Below are 20,044 nucleotides of genomic sequence, written 5' to 3' on the forward strand. Positions count from 1 at the left end.
CACTGGTCGGGACCGGGGCGGCGGCCGGTGGTGGACGACTTCCTGGCCGCCGGCTTCCCGTCAGGCCAGGTCCAGCAACTGCTCGTAGAAACCGCCGAATCCGTTCTCCTTGTCGACCAGGTGAATCTCCAGGATCCAGTGGCAGCGCCAGCCCGCCCTGTCGGTGCGACGGATCGGATGGTCGTTGTCCGGCACGATGTACGACTCCGTCTTGGCACCGTCGATCGTCTCGTGCGGGAACTCCCCGACCAGATGCCCCGCGTGCCAGCCGCCCAGGGACCAGCCGGCCTCGGCCGCCAACTGCTCCACCTCGGCGTACAGTTGCTTGCCCGTGATGTCGGGGTCGGCCTGGAACGCGCGTCGGCCTGCCGCGAAGACGGTCGCCAGGTCGTCCCGTAGCCGGTGCTTGACCGGATCGTCGCCGAAGACGAAGGTGCGACCGAAGTCCGCTTCGTACTCCTCGAAGATCGGGCCGAAGTCGACGAAGGCGATGTCGTCCTCGTCGATGACGCGGTCCGGCGGATTCTCGCGGTACGGGAAGAGGGTGTGGGGGCCGGAACGGACGATCCGCTTGTGCCAGTGCTTCGTTGTCCCGAACATCTCGTTCGCCAGATCCCGGATCCGGTTGCTGACCTCCCGTTCGCCGGCGCCGGGTGCCACCAGGTGTCGCGCTTCGACCTCGGCGAACAGTGCCGTCGCTTTGCGCTGCGCCTCGACCAGGCCCAGGGCTCGCAGTTTCTCGTCCATACGATCAGGTATGCCCATGGCGGTGCTCCTCTTCTCCTCGCGGTGCCGCGCGCACGATGACGAGCGAGCCGTTGTAGAACGCCTGGCTGCGCAGGTGGCCGAAGCGTTGGTCCCACAGGCCGGAATCCAGGTCGTCGCGCAGGCGTGTGGTGAACCGCTCGCGCACCTGGTCGTCGACGAAACTCCAGGCTGAGCATGCCTGTCGGGCTGCCGGATCGAGCAGCATCTCGGGGCGTCCGTAGTACGCCTCGTTGAAGCCGTCCGTACAGTCCAGGGGGATCGGCACGGACCGCACGGTGACAGCCGTGCCGAGCGAGGCGGCCATCTTGTCGATCGACGGGTACCGGCGGGCCTCCGTTTCGATCACCTCGGGTGCGTACGCGTACAGCCAGAAGTTCCGTACCGACTCCGGGTCACAGGTCAGCGCGACCACCGGGCCACGGGCCACCCTGCGCATCTCGCGCAGACCCGTCTCCACGTCGCTCCACTGATGGACGCTGAACAGCGTCATCGCCGCGTCGAACTCCCCGTCCCCGAAGGGCAGGTTCTCCGCCACCGCGTTCACCGCCCGGGGCAGGCCCGTCGCGCGCTGCGCGCGCATCGTCTCGGACGGCTCCACAGCCGTCACGGCCGGAGCTGCCGACTCGTAGGATCCGGTGCCGGCACCGACGTTGATGACCGTGCGGGCGCCGCCCAGGGCGTCCGCGACGAACTGGGCGATGCGGGCGTCGGGACGCCGGTAGCCCGAGTAGCCGGAGCCGAAGCTGCCGTAGTCGACATCGCCCGCGCTGCCGTCCAGGGTGCGTGCGTCCATGGTTCCGTACCTCGCCTTGTGAGCAGGAATCGGGAAGGTCACGCCGGCAGTGCCTGAGGTGTCGGTACTCCTCGCCTGCCGCCGGCGAAGCCCTCTCCATACTGCAACTGCGATGCCGATCCGTAAATGATCTGGCACATGCTTGGGGTTTTGACCAAATGGTTTGCACATGGGGATCTGGAGGCCGCTCCGAGGTGGAGCGCCCCACGAGGCGACGTCCCGGGCGGGGGGCGGTGCTTGGCTGCGGAGACGGGTTGGCTCGATTCTTCAGCGGCCCTTGCGAGAGTTCCGTCATGAGGCAGAGCTGTCGCGTACGAATGGGGGCGTGTCATGACATCGATGCCGCTGACCGGAAGAGCACTGCGCCTGGCACGGCTGTCGCGTCCCGGTGACGGCCGGTATCTGTTCGTCCCGCTGGACCATTCCGTCTCCGACGGGCCGATCGTGCCCGCGGCCGATTTTCCCGGCCTGGTGGCGGACCTGGCGGCGGGCGGTGCGGACGCCGTCGTGGTGCACAAGGGCAGAGCCCGGACGATCCCGCCGAGTCTGTTGGCGGACACCAGACTCGTGGTGCATCTGAGCGCGAGCACCGTCGTGGGGCCGGACGTGGACGCCAAGGTCCTCGTCGGCGATGTCGAGGAGTGTCTGCGCCTGGGGGCGGATGCGGTGAGCGTCCACGTCAACCTGGGTTCGGACACCGAGCCCGCGCAACTGCGCGACCTGGGAACCGTGGCCGGGGCGTGCGAGCGCTGGGGCATGCCCCTGATCGCGATGGTCTATCCCCGGGGTCCTAGGGTGACGGATCCCGCCCGGCCGGAGCTCGTGGCGCACGCCGTCAGCGTCGCGGCCGATCTCGGTGTCGACATCGTCAAGACGGTGCTCGCCGCGCCGGCGGCGCGGATGGCCGAGGTGGTCCAGTCCGCTCCGCTGCCCGTCGTGGTCGCGGGCGGCGGTGGCTCCGCGGAGGATCTGGCGGCCTTCGCGGGGGCGGCGATGACGTCCGGTTGTGCCGGACTCGCCGTGGGCCGCCGGGTGTTCACCAGTGCCTCACCCCAGTCCGTGGTCCGGGACCTGGCCGCGATCGTCCACGGCAGCGGTCCCGCGCGTCCGTCCGAGTCCTCTCCCGAATTGGCAGGTGCCCTGTGAAGTTCGCCTGGATCGACCTCCGTACCGTTCCCGCCGAGCAGCGGGAGGCGGTCGTCGACGCGGCCGTGCACGCCCGTGTCGACGGCATCGTGGACGGCGACATCGACACGCTCGCCACGCTCCCGGTCACCGTCAAGCGCATCCTGGCCGGCGCGGAGCCGCCGGCCGAGGGGGCTCCGGACGGGCTGATCGTGCTGCGGGAGGTCGCCGGTTCCGGTGGCCTCGACCGGCTCCGGACCCGGCACCTGGCGGGTGAGCCGGACGTGGCGGGACTGGTGGACGTCGTGGACGATCCCACGTTGACCCTGGCCTGTGAGACGGCGGTGGCGCTGCCGTACGCGGTGGTGCAGTTCAAGGATCCGACGAAGATCCCGTTGGAGATCGTGATCGCGGCCGCCGACCGCTCCCCCGGTCAACTCGTCTGCCGGGCAGATGACTTGGAGGAGGCGAAGGTCATCGTCGACGTGCTGGAGAAGGGTTCGGAGGGCGTCCTGCTGGCCCCGCGCGACGCCAACGACGTCTTCCGGCTCGTGGAGCTGCTGCGGGAGGGGACTCCCGACCTGGAGCTGACCACGTTGACGGTGGAGTCGATCGAGCACCTCGGTCTGGGCGACCGGGTGTGCATCGACACCTGCACGCACTTCGAGAAGGACGAGGGGATGCTCATCGGCTCGTACGCGCACGGGTTCGTCCTGTGTGTGAGCGAGACGCATCCGCTGCCGTACATGCCAACGCGTCCGTTCCGGGTCAATGCGGGGGCGCTGCACTCGTACGTCTTCGGCCAGGACAACCGCACCAATTACCTGAGCGAGTTGAAGGCGGGCTCGGCGGTGTTGGCGGTGGGGGCCGACGGTCGGACCCGGCGGATCGTGGTGGGGCGGATCAAGCTCGAATCGCGTCCGCTGTTGGGCATCCGGGCGGTGTCGCCCGAGGGTGTCGAGGTCAACCTGATCGTGCAGGACGACTGGCATGTGCGGGTCCTTGGCCCGGGTGCGGCGGTCCTGAACGTGACGGAGCTGAAGCAGGGCGACCTGCTGCTCGGGCACGTCGCCACCGACAAGCGCCATGTCGGCTGGCCCGTCGGCGAGTTCTGCGTCGAGAAGTAGCCGCCATGCGTGCCGGTGGTGCCGCGCTCCCGTGAGGGGTTGGCACCGCCGGCGGGGAGGCATCGGCCGGGAGAGAAGATGAACGACGAAGGCTGGTGGGGCGGGGGGCTCCTGGCTGCCGGCGACCCGCGTGCGCAGTGGGCACGGGCGGGCGCCGACGCGGTGTCCTTCCGGGAGTTCCGCGCCCGCACCGCGTGGTTGTCCAGTGTGCTGCCCGCCCATGGCATCCGTGCGGGCAGTACGGTCGCGTTGCACGGCACGCCCAGTTTCACGCAGTTGTGGGTGGTGTGCGCGCTGTGGTCCCTGGGTGCGCAGGTCGTGCTGTTGGAGCCGTCGGTATCGCGCGCGGAGCGGCGGGCGCTGTTGGAGCTCAGCTGCCCGCAGTTCGTGATCACGCTCGGGGAACTCCTCGGTGACGAGGACCGGTTCGCGGCGGAGTGTGAGGTCCTGGTGCGGCGGCGGCCTGGTGGCCGGCCGGCGAGCACGGACCACTGTCTGGTGCAGTTCTCCTCCGGTACCACGGGGCGGCCCAAGGCCGCGGGGCGCACCGCGTCGTCCCTGTTGACGGAGGTGCGACGGTTCGGTGCGCTGCCGTTGGCGCCGCGCGGTGGCGAGCGGGTGGCGGTCCTGGAGCCGGTGGCGCGTTCGTTCGCGTTGATCGGGGGTGTGTTGCACGCGTTGGCGTCCGGTGCGACGGTGGTCTTCCCGACGTCCGGTGGTGATGCGGGCGTCGTGGCGGCCGCGGCGGATGCCGACGTGGTGTTGGGCGGCCCCCGCCAGATCGCGCAGTTGGCCGACGCCCCTGCCGGAACGCGGCTGCCGCGGCTGCGGTTGGCCGTGTCCGGTGGTGATGTGCTGCCGGTGGAGACCGCGGGCGCGTTCGCCCGGCGCTACGGGGTCCGGGTGGGGCAGGCGTACGGCACGACGGAGACGGGCGTGGTCGCCACGGATCTGGCGGGTGCGTACGGGCCGGAGGCGATCGGGGTGCCGCTGCCTGGTGTGCGCACCCGGGTGGTCGCCGGTGCTTTGCAGGTGCACGTTCCCGCGTCGCCGTATCCGTACGAGCCGTGGCCGGCGTTGGCGGGCGGTGGTTGGCTGGCGACGCACGACCTGGTGGCCAGGGATGCGGCGACGGGCGCCTGGCGGTTGCGCGGGCGCGATGGGCGGACGTCCTCGGGTGAGTATCTGGTCGATATCGAGGCGGTGTTGCTCGCTCACCGGGACGTCCGGGACGCCGTGGTGCTGGGCCCGGACCCGGTGGAGGCGCATGTGGCCGGGTCCGGTGCGTTGCGGCGGGATGACCTGGCGGCCTGGTGCCGGCGGTTCCTGCGGGAGGCGGCGGTGCCGGAGTCCTTCCATGTGGTGCCCGAACTGGCGCGCTCGGCCAGTGGGAAGGTGCTGCGGGACCGGGCCCGGTTGCATGGGCGGGGCTGGGCGCCGTGGCCGGACCGGGTGGGTCGGGGCCGGTGATGCGCCCGCGTACCGCCGGTTGGGGGCCGTCACGGCGGCCTACCGCAGCGACGGCGGAGGGTCGCCCGGCGCTGGTGCCCCGTCGCGCCGGTTGACACCACACACCATCACGAGGCCGGCCCGCACGACAGCGGGCCGGCCTCGTCGTGGTGTGTGGTGTCAGCCCCAGAACCGCTTGCGTTGTTCGCGCAGTTCGGGGAACGAGTCGAGGTCGGGGACGGTCCAGCCGTCGAGGTCGTATTCGGCCAGGCAGCGTTCGGCGAAGCCCTTGTACTCGTCGAGTTGGCCGCTGGCGGCCTGGGCCTGGAGGATGTCGGTGCGTACCTGTTCGTGGTTGCCCGAGTAGTTGCGTTCGTACAGTTCGTGGCGGCCGCCGAACTCGGTGCCGATGGCGTCCCAGAGCAGTTTCATGAGTTTGACGCGGCTGACGGAGTCGTAGCCGTTGGAGCCGCGGACGTAGGTGTCCAGGTAGGGGCGGATCTCGGGGTTGGCGAAGTCCTCGGCGGCGGAGTTGACGTAGATCAGGCCGCTGGCCACGTCCTGTTGGATGATCTCCTTGATGCGCGGGTAGCCGAGGGTCATGAACCAGCGGTAGGCCATGCCGTAGTCGAGGCGCGGCAGCAGTGCGCCGTTCTTCCATTCCTGTGGGTTGCGGGCGGCGGCGTCGCTGAGTGCCCAGAACATGTTGCGCCAGGCGAGGACCTCGCCGATGCGGGTCTGGATGCCGCGGAAGTCCTTGCTGCCGGTCATCTCGACGGCCTTGAGGAGCAGTCCGGCCAGGAAGTCGATTTTCACGGCGAGTCGGATGCAGCCGTGGAAGGTGAGTCGTTCCAGGAAGCCGGATCTGGGTGCGAAGCCGTTGACGCGGTCGGCGTCGCCGTAGAGGAAGACGTTCTCCCAGGGGATGAGGACTTTGTCGAGGACGAAGATGGTGTCGTTCTCGTCGAGTCGGCTGGAGAGGGGGTGGTCGAAGGGGCTGCCCATGACGGCGGCGGTGGCGGCGTAGGAGGGGCGGCAGATCAGCTTGAGTCCGGGCGAGCCCATCGGCAGGGTGGCGACGAGTGCGAACTTCCGGTCGCGCAGGGGCAGTCCGTAGTGGGAGATGAAGTTGTAGTGGGTGATGGCGGAGCCGGTGGCCACTACTTTCGCGCCGGAGACGACCAGTCCGTTGTCGGTCTCCTTCTCCACGTGCACGAAGACGTCCTGGACCTGTTCGGTGGGCAGGTGGCGGTCCACGGGTGGGTGGATGATGGCGTGGTTCCAGAAGAGGACCTTCTCCTGGGATTCCTTGTACCAGCGTTGGGCGTTGTCCTCGTAGGGGGTGTAGTAGTCGCTGTTGGCGCCGAGGGTGCCGAGGAAGGATGCCTTGTAGTCGGGGCTGCGGCCCATCCAGCCGTAGGTCATGCGGGCCCATTCGGCGATGGCCTCGCGGTCGGCGACGAGGTCGTCCACGGTGTGCGGGGTGCGGAAGAAGGGGTGGGTGCGGCCGTTGCCGGTGTCGGTGGCGCAGGTGAGTACCTCGCGCCGGGCGGGGTCGTGCAGGGCGTCGTAGAGCCGGGCCGTCATCAGCGCCGAGTTGCGGAACGCGGGGTGGGCGGTGACGTCCTTGACGCGCTCGCCGTAGAGGTAGATTTCGCGGTCGTCGCGCAGGCTGTCCAGGTACTCACGGCCGGTCAGTGGACGTGTTCCGGGATCCTGTGGGGCGTTGGATGCCGGGGCGCCGTTGGGTGGCGTCATGTTTCGCTCCTTGTCCGGTTGGTGGCCGTGTGGTGGTGGGGACCGCGGGTGCGGGCGGCGGTCCGGGGTGGTGTGGCGGCCGGTGGTGGTGGCGAGGTGGTGGTCATGGTGTGCCGGCGGTCGCGGCGAGGGCGCCGAAGTCGGCGGTCCAGCCGTGGGCGGGGCCGTCGAGCGAGCCGGCCCATACGGTTCCGCCGGGTGTTCGGTGGAGTTCGCCGAGGCTTCCGGAGTGGAAGACCAGCGGGGGTCCGCCGGGTGCCTGGAAGTCGATGACCTCGCCGATGTGGAGGACGTGGTCGCCGCCGTCGTAGCCGGCCCAGGGGCGGCAGGTGAAGTGTGCGACGGCGCCCGGGAGTTGGGGCGCGTGCGGCTCGCCCGTCCAGTGGATCTCCGGGGCCGGTCCGCCGGGGTGTCCGGCGAAGAGCAGGGCGAGGTCGCGTTGGTCGGCGGCGAGTACGTTGACGCCGAAGGTCGGGGCTTTGGCGAGTCGGTGGCAGGTGCGGCTGCGGCGGTCGAGGGAGACCAGGATCAGCGGTGGGGTGAGGGACACCGAGGTGAAGGAGCTGACGGTGGCGCCGTGGACGGCGGTGCCGTCGGCGGTGGTCACCACGGTCACTCCCGAGGCGAACTGCCCCAGGCAGTCCCTCAGCGCGCGCTGTTCCGGATCCACTACGGGGCCTCCTCCGGGAAAGGGGGAGGGAAGGCGGGCGCGGGTGCCCGGCATTCCGCTCCGGTCGCCGGTGTCGCCGACGTCGGCGGTTCGGCAAGGAATTGGGAAAATTCCCGTGCGTGTGTCCGGCGGCATTACTCGCATTGTTCGAGCAAGCGCTGAAGAAACGGTCCAGGGACGGGTGTTCCTGGAGTGCTTGACGGGCGTCGGTTCGGCGTTCTAGCTTTCGGAAGCCGGGGGTGCGGTCTGGTCATGGACCGGCAAGTTCCGTCAGTCGTGCGCCAGTTGGGCGCGACCGCGGCCCCGAGAGCACGGTGGGTGGGCCGTCGTTGACTGCCGGACCAGCCGTGATCGCGATTTGTGAAACGGGGGTTTCATGCGCATTCAAGTGACCGTCGATGAGGCGATGCAGGATTACGTCGCCAGCATTTCCCTGCGTGAGCCGGACGTGCTGAGGGACCTGCGGAAGAAGACTTCCGAGCTGCCCTTGGCGCTCATGCAGATCTCCCCCGAACAGGGCCAGTTCCTGGCCTTGTTGGTGAAGGCGACCGGTGCCCGGCGCGCGCTGGAGATCGGCGTCTTCACGGGGTACAGCCTGCTCTCGACCGCCATGGCGCTGCCCGCGGGCGGTCGGGTGGTCGGGTTGGACATCAGCGAGGAGTGGACCTCGATCGCCCGGGAGTTCGCCGGGCGCGCCGGGGTCGCGGAGAAGATCGAGTTGCGCGTCGGTGACGCCCGGCAGTCGCTGGCGGCCCTGCTGCGGGAGAACGGGTCGGCCGGTTCCTTCGACTTCGTCTTCATCGACGCCGACAAGGAGAACTACGCGGCGTATTACGAGGCCGCGTTGGAACTGCTGCGGCCCGGCGGGCTGATCGTGGTCGACAACGTGCTGTGGCACGGGGCGGTGCTCGACGACGCGCAGCAGGACTCGGAGACGACCGCGTTGCGGGCCTTCAACGCCAAGGTGCGCGACGACAAGCGGGTGGTCCTGAGCGTGGTGCCGTTCGCCGATGGCCTGACGTTCGCCCTCAAGCGCTGAGCAGGTCCTGAGCCGGCCGGTCGGCCGGCTCCCGGCGGGTGCCGGGCTTCTCTCCCATTCACGACCTCAGGGTCCTCGTCACGAAGGTAAGACCATGGTGCATCACCCTGCCGACGAAGCCGTCGGCCTCTGCGAAAACCACGGATCGGAAGGCGTCAGGGCCGGCCTGACGACGGTTACTCCCGATGACCGGCAGTACCCGGACCTGGTGCGGGCGTTGAACGCGCGGTTCGTCGCCCGTCCGGAGTCGGTGCGGGTGGTCGACGCGCCGAGTCAGGTTCCGGCGGTCGTCGCGGAGGCCGTGCGGCGTGACAAGCGGCTGACCGTGCGCAGCGGCGGGCACTGTCTGGAGGACTTCGTCTTCAATGCGGGCACGCAGATGGTGCTCGACCTGTCGCGGATGAAGGCGGTGTACTACCACCGGGGGCTCAATGCGATCGCAGTGGAGGCCGGTGCCGGGCTGCTGGATGTCTACGAGAAGCTGTACGGCACCTGGGGTGTGACCATCCCGGGTGGGATCTGCTATTCGGTCGGGGTCGGTGGGCATGTCAGCGGCGGTGGTTGGGGCATGTTGGTGCGCCGCGACGGCCTCGTCGTCGACCACCTGTACGCGGTGGAGGTGGTGCACGTCAGGGCCGACGGTTCGGTTCGGACGGTGGTTGCCATCCGGGAGCCGGACGACCCGCACCGGGATCTGTGGTGGGCCCACACGGGCGGTGGCGGGGGCAACTTCGGGGTCGTGACGCGCTACTTCTTCCGTTCGCCGGGTGCGACGGGTACCGATCCGTGCCGGTTGCTGCCCAGGCCGCCGGCCGAGGTGTTGTTCAGCGCGGTGTCGTGGTCGTGGCGCGACCTGACCCGGGACGAGTTCGTGCGGTTGGTGCAGAACTACGCGTCCTGGCACGTCGCGAACATGGCGCCGGACAGTCCCAACCGCTTCGTGACGAGTTTCATGCTGCTCAACCACCAGTCCAACGGTCAGATCGGGATGGTCACCCAGGTCGACGCGGGTGTCCCGCACGCCGAGAAGTTGCTCGACGAGTACCTCGCGTACATGAGCGCCGGGGTCTCCACCGGGCCGGGCGCGTTGACCGAGCCGATGGGTGAGTTGGTGGGGCCGATGCCGCATCTGGCCAAGCCGCAGCGGATGCCGTGGTTGCAGTGCACGCGCTTCATGGGGACCACCAACCCGCAGCTCAACGACCCCACGCTGCGGGCGAAGTACAAGTCGGCCTACATGAAGGCGAACTTCCCGCGGGCGCACGCGGAGACGCTGTACAAGCACCTCACGCGGACCGACATCGACAACCCGAAGATCAACATCCAGTTGACGCCCTACGGTGGTCGGACGCATGCGGTCGGCGAGCGGGAGACCGCTCTCGTGCACCGGGGTGCGGCGTTCAAGATGCTCTGGTCCGTCCTGTGGAACGACCCCGCCGACGACGCGAAGTACATCGCCTGGGCGCGGGAGAGCTACGCGGAGACGTATGTGGAGACCGGCGGTGTGCCGGTGCCGAACGACGTCACCGACGGCTGCTACGTCAACTACCCGGACACCGACCTGAACGACCTGGCGTTCAACAAGTCCAACGTGCCCTGGCACGAGCTGTACTACAAGGAGAACTACTCAAGGTTGCGGCGTGTGAAGACGGCGTACGACCCACGCAATGTCTTCCGGCACCGCCAGTCGGTGCGGCCGCTCGCCCGCTGATCCGTGCGCCGGCGGGGGCCGGCTCGGTTTCGAGCGCAGTTCCCGGGGTGCCGGCACCCCGGGCGCGCTCCTCAGCGTGATCGCGTCAATCGACCACAACTACGTTGGAACGGCAAGGAGTTGTCATGAGGGGGAACGATGAGGGCGCGGTGCGGCGGCGGGACGTCCTCGCCGCGGGCGCCGTGGCGGGGAGTGCCGCGCTGTTAGGGGGCGCGGGCCTGTCGGGGACGGCGGTCGCGGCCGACGGCGGGGGCGAGACGGCTGCGGAGCCGGTCACCGTCATCACACCGTCCGACAAGCGGTATCCGGACGTGGTCCGGGGATGGAACCAGCGCTGGGTGGCCTCGCCCGAGAAGGTGTGCCTGGCGGAGACGACGGCCCAGGTGACCCGGGTCGTGCAGCAGGCGGTGTCGGCCGGCAAGCGGCTGACCGTGCGCGGCGGCGGCCACTGTTGGGAGGACTTCGTCTTCAACTCCGAGGTCCGGGTCATCCTCGACATGACGAAGATGAACCGGGTCTACTACGACCCGAAGATGAACGCCATCGCGGTGGAGGCCGGGGCCGAGCTGCTCAACGTCTACGAGCGCATGTACCGCACGTGGGGCGTGGTCGTGCCGGCCGGCATGTGCTTCCAGGTCGGCGCCGGCGGGCACGTCAGCGGCGGCGGTTGGGGGTTGCTGTGCCGCCCGCTGGGCCTGGTGGTCGACCACCTTCACGGCGTCGAGGTCGTCACCGTCGACGCGGACGGCGTGGCCCGGGCCAAGGTCGCGACGCGGGACCCCAAGGACCCGCACCACGACCTGTGGTGGGCGCACACCGGTGGTGGCGGTGGCAACTTCGGGGTGATCACGCGCTTCTGGTTCCGCTCGCCCACTGCCAAGGGCTCGGACCCGACCGCGCTGCTCCCCCAGCCGCCGGCGGAGGTGTTGCTGAGCGCCATCTCCTGGCCGTGGCAGCAGATGACGAAGGAGCGTTTCAAGCGTCTGGTGAAGAACTTCGGTGACTGGCACGCCAAGCACCTGGGGTCCGGCACTCCCAACGACCACCTGGTCAGCATGCTGTCGCTGAACCACAAGTCGAACGGGTACATCGGTCTGGTCACCCAGGCCGATGCGACGGCCCCCGGCGCGGAGAAGGTGTTGGACGACTTCCTGACCGCGGTGACGGCCGGGTTGGGCATCGAGCACGAGCCGTTGAGCGTCCACATGGGAGAGCTGCCGGCCATGCCGGAGTTCGTCAAGCCGCGGAAGATGCCGTGGTTGCAGGCCGCGCGTTATCTGGGGACCACCAACCCGACGCTGAACGACCCGAGCCTGAACGGTGACTTCAAGTCGGCGTACTACCGCACGGCGATGCCGGACCCGCACATCGACAGGTTCTACCAGCAGTTGACCCGCGACGACGTGGGCAACTCCACGGCGTCGGTGATGCTCAGCTCGTTCGGGGGGCAGGTCAACGCGGTCGCTCCGGACGCCACCGCGGCCCCGCACCGGAAGGCCGCGTACAAGGCGGCCTGGATGATCTGGTGGACGGACCGGGCGGACGAGGCCAAGTGTCTGAAGTGGATCCGGGAGTTCTTCCACGGTGTCTACGCCGAGACCGGTGGCGTACCGGTGCCCAACGAGGTCACCGACGGGTGCTACGTCAACTACCCGGACGTCGATCTGAGCGACCCGGTGTACAACAAGTCCAACGTGCCCTGGTACACGCTGTATTACAAGGACGGTTACCCGAGGCTGCAGCGGGTCAAGGCGAAGTACGACCCGCATGACGTCTTCCGGCACAAGCAGTCGGTACAACTGCCGAAGTCGTGACCGGGACGACGGGGCATCGGTCGGCCGCTGCGGTGTCGGGTACCGTCCGGCGCCGCGGCGGCCTGCCGGCGGTCGTCTCGGTGGCGTTGGGCTCCTTCGCCCTGGTGCTCTCCGAGTTGCTGCCGGTCGGTGCCCTGCCTGGCATCGCCGCGGACCTGGGGGTCTCGACGGGGACGACCGGCCTGTTGGTGGTCGTGCCCGGGCTCGCGGCGGCCGTCGCCGCGCCGCTGCTCACCGTGGTGGCCGGGCGGCTGGACCGCCGTCCGCTGTTGTGGGCGTTGGCCGCTGTGACGTGCCTGGCCGACGTGGTCTGTGCGATCGGCGGCGACCTGCTGGTGGTGTTGGTCGGGCGGGTGCTGCTCGGGGCGGCGTTGGGCGGGTTCTGGGCTCTGGGGGCGGCCGTGGCGCCGCGGTTGGTTCCGCCGGAGGCCGTCCATCGGGCGTCCTCGCTCGTCACCGCGGGCATCGCGGTGGGGACGGTGGCCAGCCTGCCGCTGGCGGCGCTGGTCGGCGGCAGTGCGGGGTGGCGGACGGCGTTCTGGGTGGCCGGGGTGCTGGCGCTGGTCGCGCTCGCCGTTCAACTCCGCTTGCTGCCGGCGCTGCCGGCGACGGCGGTGACCGGCCGGCGGGCCCTGGTCTCGGCGCTCGGCAGTCCGGTCGCCCGGGTGGGTCTGTTGGCGACGTCGCTGGCCTTCCTGGGGCACTTCGCGGCGTACACCTATATCGCTCCGTACCTGGAGGGTCGGGCGTATCTGGGGGGCGGCGCGGTGGCGGCGGTGTTGCTGGGGTACGGCGTGGCCGGGGTCGCGGGCAACTTCCTGGCCGGGCTGACCCTGGCCCGTTCGGTGTGGGGGACGGTGGTCGGGGCGGCGGCCGGGATCGCGGTCGTCGCGGGGCTGCTGCCCGTGGTGCGGGGGGCGGGGGTGGCGGTGGTCGTCCTGGTCCTGGTCTGGGGTGCGGCGTTCGGTGCGGTGCCGTTGAGCCTGCAGACGGCGCTGATGCGGGCGGTGCCCGAGGCGCCGGAGGGTGGGTTGGCGGCCTTCGTCACCACCGTGCAGATCTCCCTGGCCGCGGGGTCGTTGCTGGGCGGGGTGCTGGTCGATGGCTACGGGCTGAGCGTGAGCCTGGGCGCGGGGGCCGTGTTGGCGGGCGCTGCGGTGTTGGTGGCCGCGGTCGCGGGGCGTCGCGGGAGCCGGGCGCCGCAGCGGGATCAGGTGGTGTGACACCCGGTCGGCCTGGGTGAGGCTGGGCCGACGTGCCCGGTCGGAGGGCCGGCCGGGCGTTTCCTTTTTTGGAGGAGAGATGTCCGTTCGTCCGGGCGAGGTCTACTACAACCCCCGTTGCCGGGAGAAGATCGTCATCAGGACGCCGGCCGCGCACACTGGTGGCGGTCGGGCGGTGATGGATCTCTATGTCGAGCCTGGCGGGTTCGCGGCCGGCTATCACGTCCATCCGTACAGCCAGGAGATCTTCACGTTGGTGCGCGGCAGTCTGCGCGTGCACCTGGGCGGTCGCGAGGTGGTGCTCAACGAGGTGGGGCAGACGGTGACGGTGCCGGCGGGCACGGTGCACCGGTGGTTCGGCAACACCGACGAGGAGACCTCGTTCGCGGTGGTGGAGCTGGTCAACCGGGCAGATCGCTTCGAGCAGTTGATACTGCGTCAACTCTTCGGGTTGGCGCAGGACGGCAAGACGGACGCCGAGGGGCGCCCGGGGCTGCTCCAGCATGCGGTGACGATGCGGGAGTTCGCCGACGTGCTCCGCTTCACGGACCGTCCCTGGCCGTTGCAACGCCTGTTGAACGGGGCGCTGGCGCCGCTCGCCCGGCTGTTGGGGTACCAGGCGTGCAATCCCGAGTACCTTGAGCGCGGTCCGTCGGAGACGGCCGAACTGGAGGAGCTGCCCGAGGTGGTGGCCGCGCGGCTCGGCGCGGTGCGGGGTGGCGCGGACGACGGGGCGTGAGGCCGGGCCGCCGCGTCGGGGCGGTCCGGGGCATGTGAGAGGACCCCGGTGGCCTGTGGGCCACCGGGGTCCCGGCGTGCCGGGGAGCCCGGCCGGTGCTCGTCGTCCGGTCAGACGCTCTTGTGGAAACCGGCGTCGACGGCGTAGTCGGAGCCCGTGGTGCTCGCCGAGCGCGGCGAGGCCAGGAGCAGGACCGCGTCGGCGACCTCCTGCGGGTCGATGAGCCGGCCGGTGACCTGGCCCATCATCTGCGGGGCGATGTTGTCCATGACGCTGTCGCGGTCGGCGCCGGCCATGCCGGCGATGACGTCGGCCGCGCCGCCCTCCTCGGTCCACCAGGCGGTGCGGACCGCGCCCGGGGAGACGGTGTTGACGCGGATGCCCTGCGGGCCGAACTCCTCCGACAGGGCCTGGGTGAGGTTGGACAGGCCGGCCTTGGCGGCGCCGTACTCGATGTTGGCGGGCGCGGGCTGACGGGCCATGCCGGTGGAGATGTTGATGATGGAGCCGCCGTTGCGCTCAAGCATCTTCGGGATCGCCGCGCGGATCGCGCGGACGGCCGAGAACAGGTTGAGCTCGAAGATCGACTGCCACTCCTCGTCGTTGCCGGCGAAGAAGCCGGTGCGCGGCATGGTGACTCCGGGCGGCGGGCCGCCCGCGTTGTTCACGAGGATGTCGACGCCGCCGAAGTGGTCCACCGCTCGGGCGATGACCGCCTCCGGGGCCTCCGGAGCCATCAGGTCGGCCGGCACGTGGAGCAGGTTCGCGCTGGCGAGTTGGTCCAGCTCGGGGCTGCTCTTGCGGGAGACCGCCACGACCTTGGCGCCCTCTTGGAGGAGGGAGCGGGTGATGGCCAGGCCGATGCCCTTGGAGGCTCCGGTGACCACGGCGACGCGGCCGGATAGCTGCAGATCCATGGGTGTCCTTGTCTTGGGTTCCGTGTCGCGGATGCCGGTGTGCTGACGTCTCGCGTCGTGCCGGGCGATCCGATGACGTGGCGTGCGGTGGTGTCGGCCCGGAGGCCGGTAAGAGTGCCGTTCGGTGCTCTCGCGGGGTTGAACACCATCCGGCGCGAAGGGGTTGCAGCGGGGTGCCGGGCGTCGATGTCCGTCGGGTGGCGTGGGTTTGGCGCTTGCGTGGTGGTGGGGGTGCGGGCGGTCGGGGCGCGCCCGCGGGTTTTTCGTCCTCGGCCTGTCGGGGGTGGTGGGGGCGGGTCAGGCGCCGAGCAGCAGCGGCCGGTCCTGCGGCCGGTCCGCGGACCTCGCGCGGGAACGGCGGCCCGGGGTTGACGGGGTGTGGGCGGCGGCGTCGAGGGACAGGCGTGCCTGGGGCAGGAGGGGCGGTTCCAGTCTGGTGTGGCCGGCCAGGATGTCGGTGACGAGGTGGTGGGTGTCCGGTTGCGGGGAGGCGCCCAACTCCTCGCGCAGTGCGCGGCGCAGGCGGTGGAAGACGGTGAGCGCGTCCGCGCGGCGGCCTGACCGGTACAGGGCGAGCATCAGTTGGCCGGCGAGTTCTTCGTGGGTGGGGTCCTGATGGACGAGGGCGTGCAGTTCGGCGAGGAGTTGGTGGTGGCGGCCCAGTTGTAGTTCGGCGTCGACGCGGCGGACGACGGATTCCAGGCGGTCGCTGTCCAGGGCCGCGAGCGCGGCGCGCAGCAGTGGTCCGGCGGGGGCGTCGACGAAGACCGGTCCGTGCCACATGGCGTGGGCGGCGCGGATGTGTCGGGCGCCGGCGTCCAGGGCACCGGCGTCCAGGGCGGTGTGGCCGGCGCGGAGGCGGTGTTCGTAGGTGTGCAGGTCGAGTTCGCCGTCGTGGACCCGGAGCAGGTAGCCCTGGTCGCGGGTGACGATCCGGTCGGGGTCGGCCGGCGGGGTGGTGCCGGAGTGCAGGCTGCGGCGCAGCTGCATGACGTAGGTGTGGACCGCCGCGACGGCGCGGGGAGGCGGGTTGTAGTCCCACAGCTCCTCGACGAACTGGGCCATGGACACGACCCGGTTGGCGTTCATCAGCATCAGGACGAGCATCTGGCGGTGCTTGGGTGCGCTGGGTGTTCTGTCGTTGCCGTTTCCGGTGACGGACAGGGGCCCAAGTATCGAGAAACGCATTACCTCTCCACGGATTCGAGCCCGGTGGTATCGGCTCAACGGTAACCACGCGCCGGCGGACGACGAATGATCGGTTTGCCACTTTGGCAACTCCGCGTCGATCGTTTTCCGTGAACTCCGGAGAGGGATTGCTGAATTGCTCATTCCTTTTTCGGCGGTAGCCGAACGCTAATGGCCGGTGACTCGTCGCAGGAGATCTACGATATCTGTGGGCGGTCGGTTCCCGCGCCAGGCGATGTGCTGGTCCGGCCGTACGAGGACGAGGTCGCGCCCGTACAACTCGCGCGCTGCGGGTTCGGGAACCCGGAGCACCGAAAACGGAATTCCGCTTTTCGCGGCCGCGGCCTCGAAGCCGGAGGCGTCGAGGGGCGCCGTGCACAGGTCCAGCAGGGTGAAACCCGGCCCGAGGCGGTCGAAGAGTGAACTGCCCGATCCGTGGCGGTCGTCGAGCCACAGGTGCGGGGCACGGCCGCCGGGCACCCCCGAGGGCGCGTAGGAGGTGAAGCTGTCGTCAGGCGGGCGCTCGTCACCGACGACGACGGGTGAGCCGTCGTAGCGCGCGCCGAGTTGGACGCCGAGCGTGTCCAGCGTGAGCTGTCCGTAGGCGGCGAGCCGTGCGCCCGTCTCCGTGCGGGCCGCCTCCCCCTCGGCGGAGTCGTCCTCCAGGGCGGTCGGCCGCTCGATCGCGCCCAGGGCGATGTTGAGTTCGCGGGCGGCGGCGGTGTTGCGCAGGGCGACCGGTCGCCGTTCGGCCTCGTAGGACGGCAGCAGGCCCGGGCCCGCCCAGCCCTGTACGGAGGCGGCCAGTTTCCAGGCCAGGTTGGCGGCGTCGTCGACGCCGGTGTTCATCCCGAAGCCGCCGTTGGGGGTGAACAGATGGGCGGCGTCGCCCGCGAGCCAGATCCGGCCGGTGCCGAACCGTGTGGCGACCAGGGCCGCGCCCGGTGTCCAGGTGCGGCGGCTGAGCACCCGCACGTCCAGGGGCACTCCGGCGGCGCGTCGGACCAGGTCCACGAGGGCGTCGTCGGAGGGGTCGTCCGGGTCGACCGAGCTGGTCAGCAGGAAGAACGCGTCGGTGCCGTCGAGGGCGATGAGGTTCAGCGCGAGTTCGTCGTTGAACACCCAGTTGCTCCAGGCCGCGTTGCCGCGCAGGAACCGTTCGTACAGGCCGGGGACGCGCAGGTGCGCGGCGGTCGCCCGGCGGCCCAGGACGTCCTGGTCGAGTGAGCCCGCGCCCTCGTAGGAGAGGCCCAACGCGCGGCGCACCAGGCTGTGTCCGCCGTCGCAGCCGACCGCGTGGGCGGCCCGCCAGGTGTGGCTGCCGTGTCGGCCCTCCTCGGTGAGTGCGACGTGGCCGGGCCGTTCGCGGACGGCCGTGATCCGGCTTCCGTAGCGCAGGGCGATGCGGGGCCGGGTGCGGGCGTGGTCGAGGAGCAGGCGCTCGACGTACATCTGGTTCGCCCGGTGCATGGGCTCGGGCACCTGGTCGGTGCGGGCGGCTGCCGCGACCTGGGCGCGGGCCGCGTCGGGGCCGGGCCAGGGCAGGTGGGCCAGCAGGTGGCCGCGGTAGCGGGTGAAGAAGGAGATGCCGGCGCTGTGGCCGCCGGGCGGTCCCAACTCCCTGATCCGGTCGGCGAGTCCGAGTCTGCGGTAGTGCTCCATCGTCCGGGCGCCGTGGGTGCTGCCGCGCGGCTCGGTCGGGACCGAGTCCGCGGTGTCGAAGACCACCGAGTCGACTCCGTGGTGGTCGAGCAGGAGCGCGAGCAGCAGTCCGACCGGACCACCGCCCACGATGGCGACCGGTGTGCGAGCGGAGCGGTCCATGGCAGGCGCCTCCGGCGGTTGAGTTCGGGAGAACCGGCGCGCGTAATCCTCGTGACGCCTGCTGAAGGATTAATGCAGGGTCCGCGAACTCCCGTGAATTGCGTTGCACTTCTGCTTCCAGAGGACCTTTAGACGGCACCCGCAGACTCGTGCGGAAGCCGCCCGTTCGCTCAGAGTCCCCCGGAGTGTGAGGTATTCATGTTTCTCCTTGGCACGCATCGGTCGATTCCGCAGCGCCTGCGCCTCCACGCGGACCGGAATCTGGGGGCGGGCAACTTCTTCTGGCATGCCTGGCGCACCGCGCACGACCGGGACCGGCCGTTCCTGTTCCACCCGGATGTCACCCAGCCCGACTGGCAGCACCGAGAAATTCCGGGATTCTCCCTCGACGACATGCGGCGGTCCGTGCTGCGGTACGCGCACTGGTACCGCGAGCAGGGCGTGACGGCCTCGTCCCACGTCGGACTCTGCACCCGCCACGGGCTGTTCGGCCTGCTGCACCACATCGCGGTCACGAGCCTGGGCGCGGCGGCGGTGCACTGCAATCCGCGGATGGCGGCGGACACCGCCGCCGAGTACTTCACCCGCACCGGTGCCGCGCTCGTGGTGGGCGACGGCGACCTGCTCAAGGACCTCGGCGCGGCTTGGGCGGAGTCGGGCGCAACGGCCCCTCGCACGCAGGACGTGCACGCCCTGGACGCGGAGGCCGGGTGGCCGCCCGCGCCCCTGGCGGGCTTCCCCCATCGGCACGCTCCGGACGACCTGGTGATGGTCTCCCACTCGTCGGGCACCACCGGCCGCCCCAAGGCCCCGGTCTTCCACCACCGTTCGTTCTTCGCCGGCAAGCGCGAGCGGCTGTGGACCTTCCCGTCACTGACCTCCGACCGGCTGTTGACCGCGCTGCCGCACAGCCACTCGGCCGGCATCAGCTACCTTTCCCTGGCCGTTCTGCTGGGCGTTCCCACGCTCGTGCTGGACGGCGCCGACGGCGACCGGGTCGCCCGCGCGATCAACTGCTTCCGCCCCACGGTCGTGTTGGGGTTCCCGCTGACCCTCGCCGAGCTCGATCCGGCCACGCTCCGCCCGGAGGCCGCCCGCGGCGTCCACACGTGGAACGGCATGGGCGACGCCTCCCACGAGCGCCACATCCGCCCGTTGGTCGCCCTGGGTGCCCCCGGCACCGGCTCCGTCTACGTCGACGGCCTCGGCTCCTCCGAGATGGGCATGGTGCTCTTCAAGGCCGCGCACACCGCCCACTCCACGCAGTACGGGCGCCACATCGGCCGCCCCGTGCGTGCCGTGCGCCGGGCGGCCGTCCTCGACGAGTCCGGGCGTGAACTCCCCGCCGGACAGGCCGGGTTGCTGGGGGTACGGGGAGCGAGCATCACCGCCGGCTACTGGGACGACCCCGGGCTGACGGAGAGCTCCGTCCGCAACGGCTACTTCCTCACCGGCGACGTCGTGCGCCGGGACGGCGCGGGCCACTGGTACCACCTGGACCGCACGCCCGACGTGATCGGGACCGCGGCCGGCCCCGTGTACAGCCTGCCCCTTGAGGAGGTCGTCCTGACGGCCACCGGTGCCCTGGACGCCGCCGTGGTGGCGGTGGCCGACCCCCGGCAGCCCGGAAGGTCCTGCCCCGCCGCGGTCGTCCACTCCCCCGCCGGTACCGCCCGCGACGCCGCCGGGCTGCTCGCCGACTGCAACGCGGCCCTCGACGCGGCCGGCCTGCCCCGGCTCGACGCGTTGGTCCTCGCCCCGTCCCGCGAGGAGCTGCCGGTGGGTGTGACCGGCAAGGTCCTCAAGCGGGTGCTGCGCGAACGCCACCGCGACGTGCTCAGCCGACCGACCACCGACACCGTCGCCCACTCCGGGGCCTGACCGCCATAGCGCCGACCG

General features: G+C 70.5%; 16 protein-coding genes. 9 read left to right on the forward strand and 7 right to left on the reverse strand.

Going from position 1 to position 20,044, the window contains the following annotated elements:
• Positions 1-60: 60 nt before the first annotated feature.
• Entirely contained in the window at positions 61-765 is a 705-nt protein-coding gene (locus ACIQU6_RS15225) for a M24 family metallopeptidase (RefSeq protein ID WP_403482079.1), read from the reverse strand.
• Positions 752-1,561: a class I SAM-dependent methyltransferase gene (locus tag ACIQU6_RS15230; RefSeq protein ID WP_403482080.1), complete on the reverse strand. Its 810-nt coding sequence runs from the start codon at positions 1,559-1,561 to the stop codon at positions 752-754. The genes ACIQU6_RS15225 and ACIQU6_RS15230 overlap by 14 nt, the downstream gene beginning before the upstream one ends.
• A 339-nt stretch (positions 1,562-1,900) precedes the next feature.
• On the opposite strand from ACIQU6_RS15230, the gene ACIQU6_RS15235 reads away from it, so the two are divergent.
• The 3 genes from ACIQU6_RS15235 (at position 1,901) to ACIQU6_RS15245 (ending at position 5,283) form a co-directional block, all read left to right on the forward strand.
• Positions 1,901-2,707, forward strand: a complete 807-nt coding sequence (locus ACIQU6_RS15235) for a 2-amino-3,7-dideoxy-D-threo-hept-6-ulosonate synthase (protein WP_403482154.1) — start codon at positions 1,901-1,903, stop codon at positions 2,705-2,707.
• A complete protein-coding gene (locus ACIQU6_RS15240) occupies positions 2,704-3,813 on the forward strand; it encodes a 3-dehydroquinate synthase II family protein (protein WP_403482081.1) in 1,110 nt (369 codons plus the stop codon). Before ACIQU6_RS15235 ends, ACIQU6_RS15240 begins: the two co-directional genes overlap by 4 nt.
• Positions 3,814-3,891: 78 nt before the next feature.
• Complete coding sequence (locus ACIQU6_RS15245; protein ID WP_403482082.1) at positions 3,892-5,283, forward strand: class I adenylate-forming enzyme family protein; 1,392 nt, start codon at positions 3,892-3,894, stop codon at positions 5,281-5,283.
• Positions 5,284-5,442: 159 nt separating this feature from the next.
• On the opposite strand, the gene ACIQU6_RS15250 is transcribed toward ACIQU6_RS15245, so the two are convergent.
• Both ACIQU6_RS15250 and ACIQU6_RS15255 read right to left on the reverse strand, forming a co-directional pair.
• Complete coding sequence (locus ACIQU6_RS15250) at positions 5,443-7,020, reverse strand: 4-hydroxyphenylacetate 3-hydroxylase family protein (protein WP_403482083.1); 1,578 nt, start codon at positions 7,018-7,020, stop codon at positions 5,443-5,445.
• 103 nt (positions 7,021-7,123) lie between these two features.
• Entirely contained in the window at positions 7,124-7,690 is a 567-nt protein-coding gene (locus tag ACIQU6_RS15255; protein ID WP_403482084.1) for a flavin reductase family protein, read from the reverse strand.
• A 376-nt stretch (positions 7,691-8,066) separates the two neighbouring features.
• Between ACIQU6_RS15255 and ACIQU6_RS15260 the strand changes: the two genes are divergently transcribed.
• The 5 genes from ACIQU6_RS15260 (at position 8,067) to ACIQU6_RS15280 (ending at position 14,216) form a co-directional block, all read left to right on the forward strand.
• Entirely contained in the window at positions 8,067-8,729 is a 663-nt protein-coding gene (locus tag ACIQU6_RS15260; protein ID WP_403482085.1) for an O-methyltransferase, read from the forward strand.
• 94 nt (positions 8,730-8,823) lie between these two features.
• On the forward strand, positions 8,824-10,440 hold the full coding sequence (locus ACIQU6_RS15265; protein ID WP_403482086.1) for an FAD-binding oxidoreductase: 1,617 nt from the start codon (positions 8,824-8,826) through the stop codon (positions 10,438-10,440).
• Positions 10,441-10,565: 125 nt separating this feature from the next.
• A complete protein-coding gene (locus ACIQU6_RS15270) occupies positions 10,566-12,254 on the forward strand; it encodes an FAD-binding oxidoreductase (RefSeq protein WP_403482087.1) in 1,689 nt (562 codons plus the stop codon).
• Positions 12,251-13,477, forward strand: a complete 1,227-nt coding sequence (locus ACIQU6_RS15275) for an MFS transporter (RefSeq protein ID WP_403482088.1) — start codon at positions 12,251-12,253, stop codon at positions 13,475-13,477. Before ACIQU6_RS15270 ends, ACIQU6_RS15275 begins: the two co-directional genes overlap by 4 nt.
• 79 nt (positions 13,478-13,556) lie before the next feature.
• Positions 13,557-14,216, forward strand: coding sequence for a cupin domain-containing protein (locus tag ACIQU6_RS15280; protein ID WP_403482089.1), 660 nt, complete (start codon positions 13,557-13,559; stop codon positions 14,214-14,216).
• 110 nt (positions 14,217-14,326) lie between these two features.
• Here ACIQU6_RS15280 and ACIQU6_RS15285 read toward each other — a convergent pair whose 3' ends face one another.
• The 3 genes from ACIQU6_RS15285 to ACIQU6_RS15295 form a co-directional block, all read right to left on the reverse strand.
• Positions 14,327-15,133, reverse strand: coding sequence for an SDR family NAD(P)-dependent oxidoreductase (locus ACIQU6_RS15285; protein WP_403482090.1), 807 nt, complete (start codon positions 15,131-15,133; stop codon positions 14,327-14,329).
• 297 nt (positions 15,134-15,430) lie between these two features.
• Positions 15,431-16,321 carry a BTAD domain-containing putative transcriptional regulator gene (locus tag ACIQU6_RS15290; protein WP_403482091.1) on the reverse strand — a complete coding sequence of 297 codons (891 nt, stop codon included), beginning with the start codon at positions 16,319-16,321 and terminating at the stop codon, positions 15,431-15,433.
• Positions 16,322-16,489: 168 nt separating this feature from the next.
• Complete coding sequence (locus ACIQU6_RS15295; protein WP_403482092.1) at positions 16,490-18,145, reverse strand: FAD-dependent monooxygenase; 1,656 nt, start codon at positions 18,143-18,145, stop codon at positions 16,490-16,492.
• Between the two features lie 198 nt (positions 18,146-18,343).
• Between ACIQU6_RS15295 and ACIQU6_RS15300 the strand changes: the two genes are divergently transcribed.
• Positions 18,344-20,026: a class I adenylate-forming enzyme family protein gene (locus tag ACIQU6_RS15300; protein WP_403482093.1), complete on the forward strand. Its 1,683-nt coding sequence runs from the start codon at positions 18,344-18,346 to the stop codon at positions 20,024-20,026.
• Positions 20,027-20,044 lie beyond the last annotated feature (18 nt).

Source organism: Streptomyces sp. NPDC090442, assembly GCF_044769405.1.
Taxonomy (GTDB): domain Bacteria; phylum Actinomycetota; class Actinomycetes; order Streptomycetales; family Streptomycetaceae; genus Streptomyces.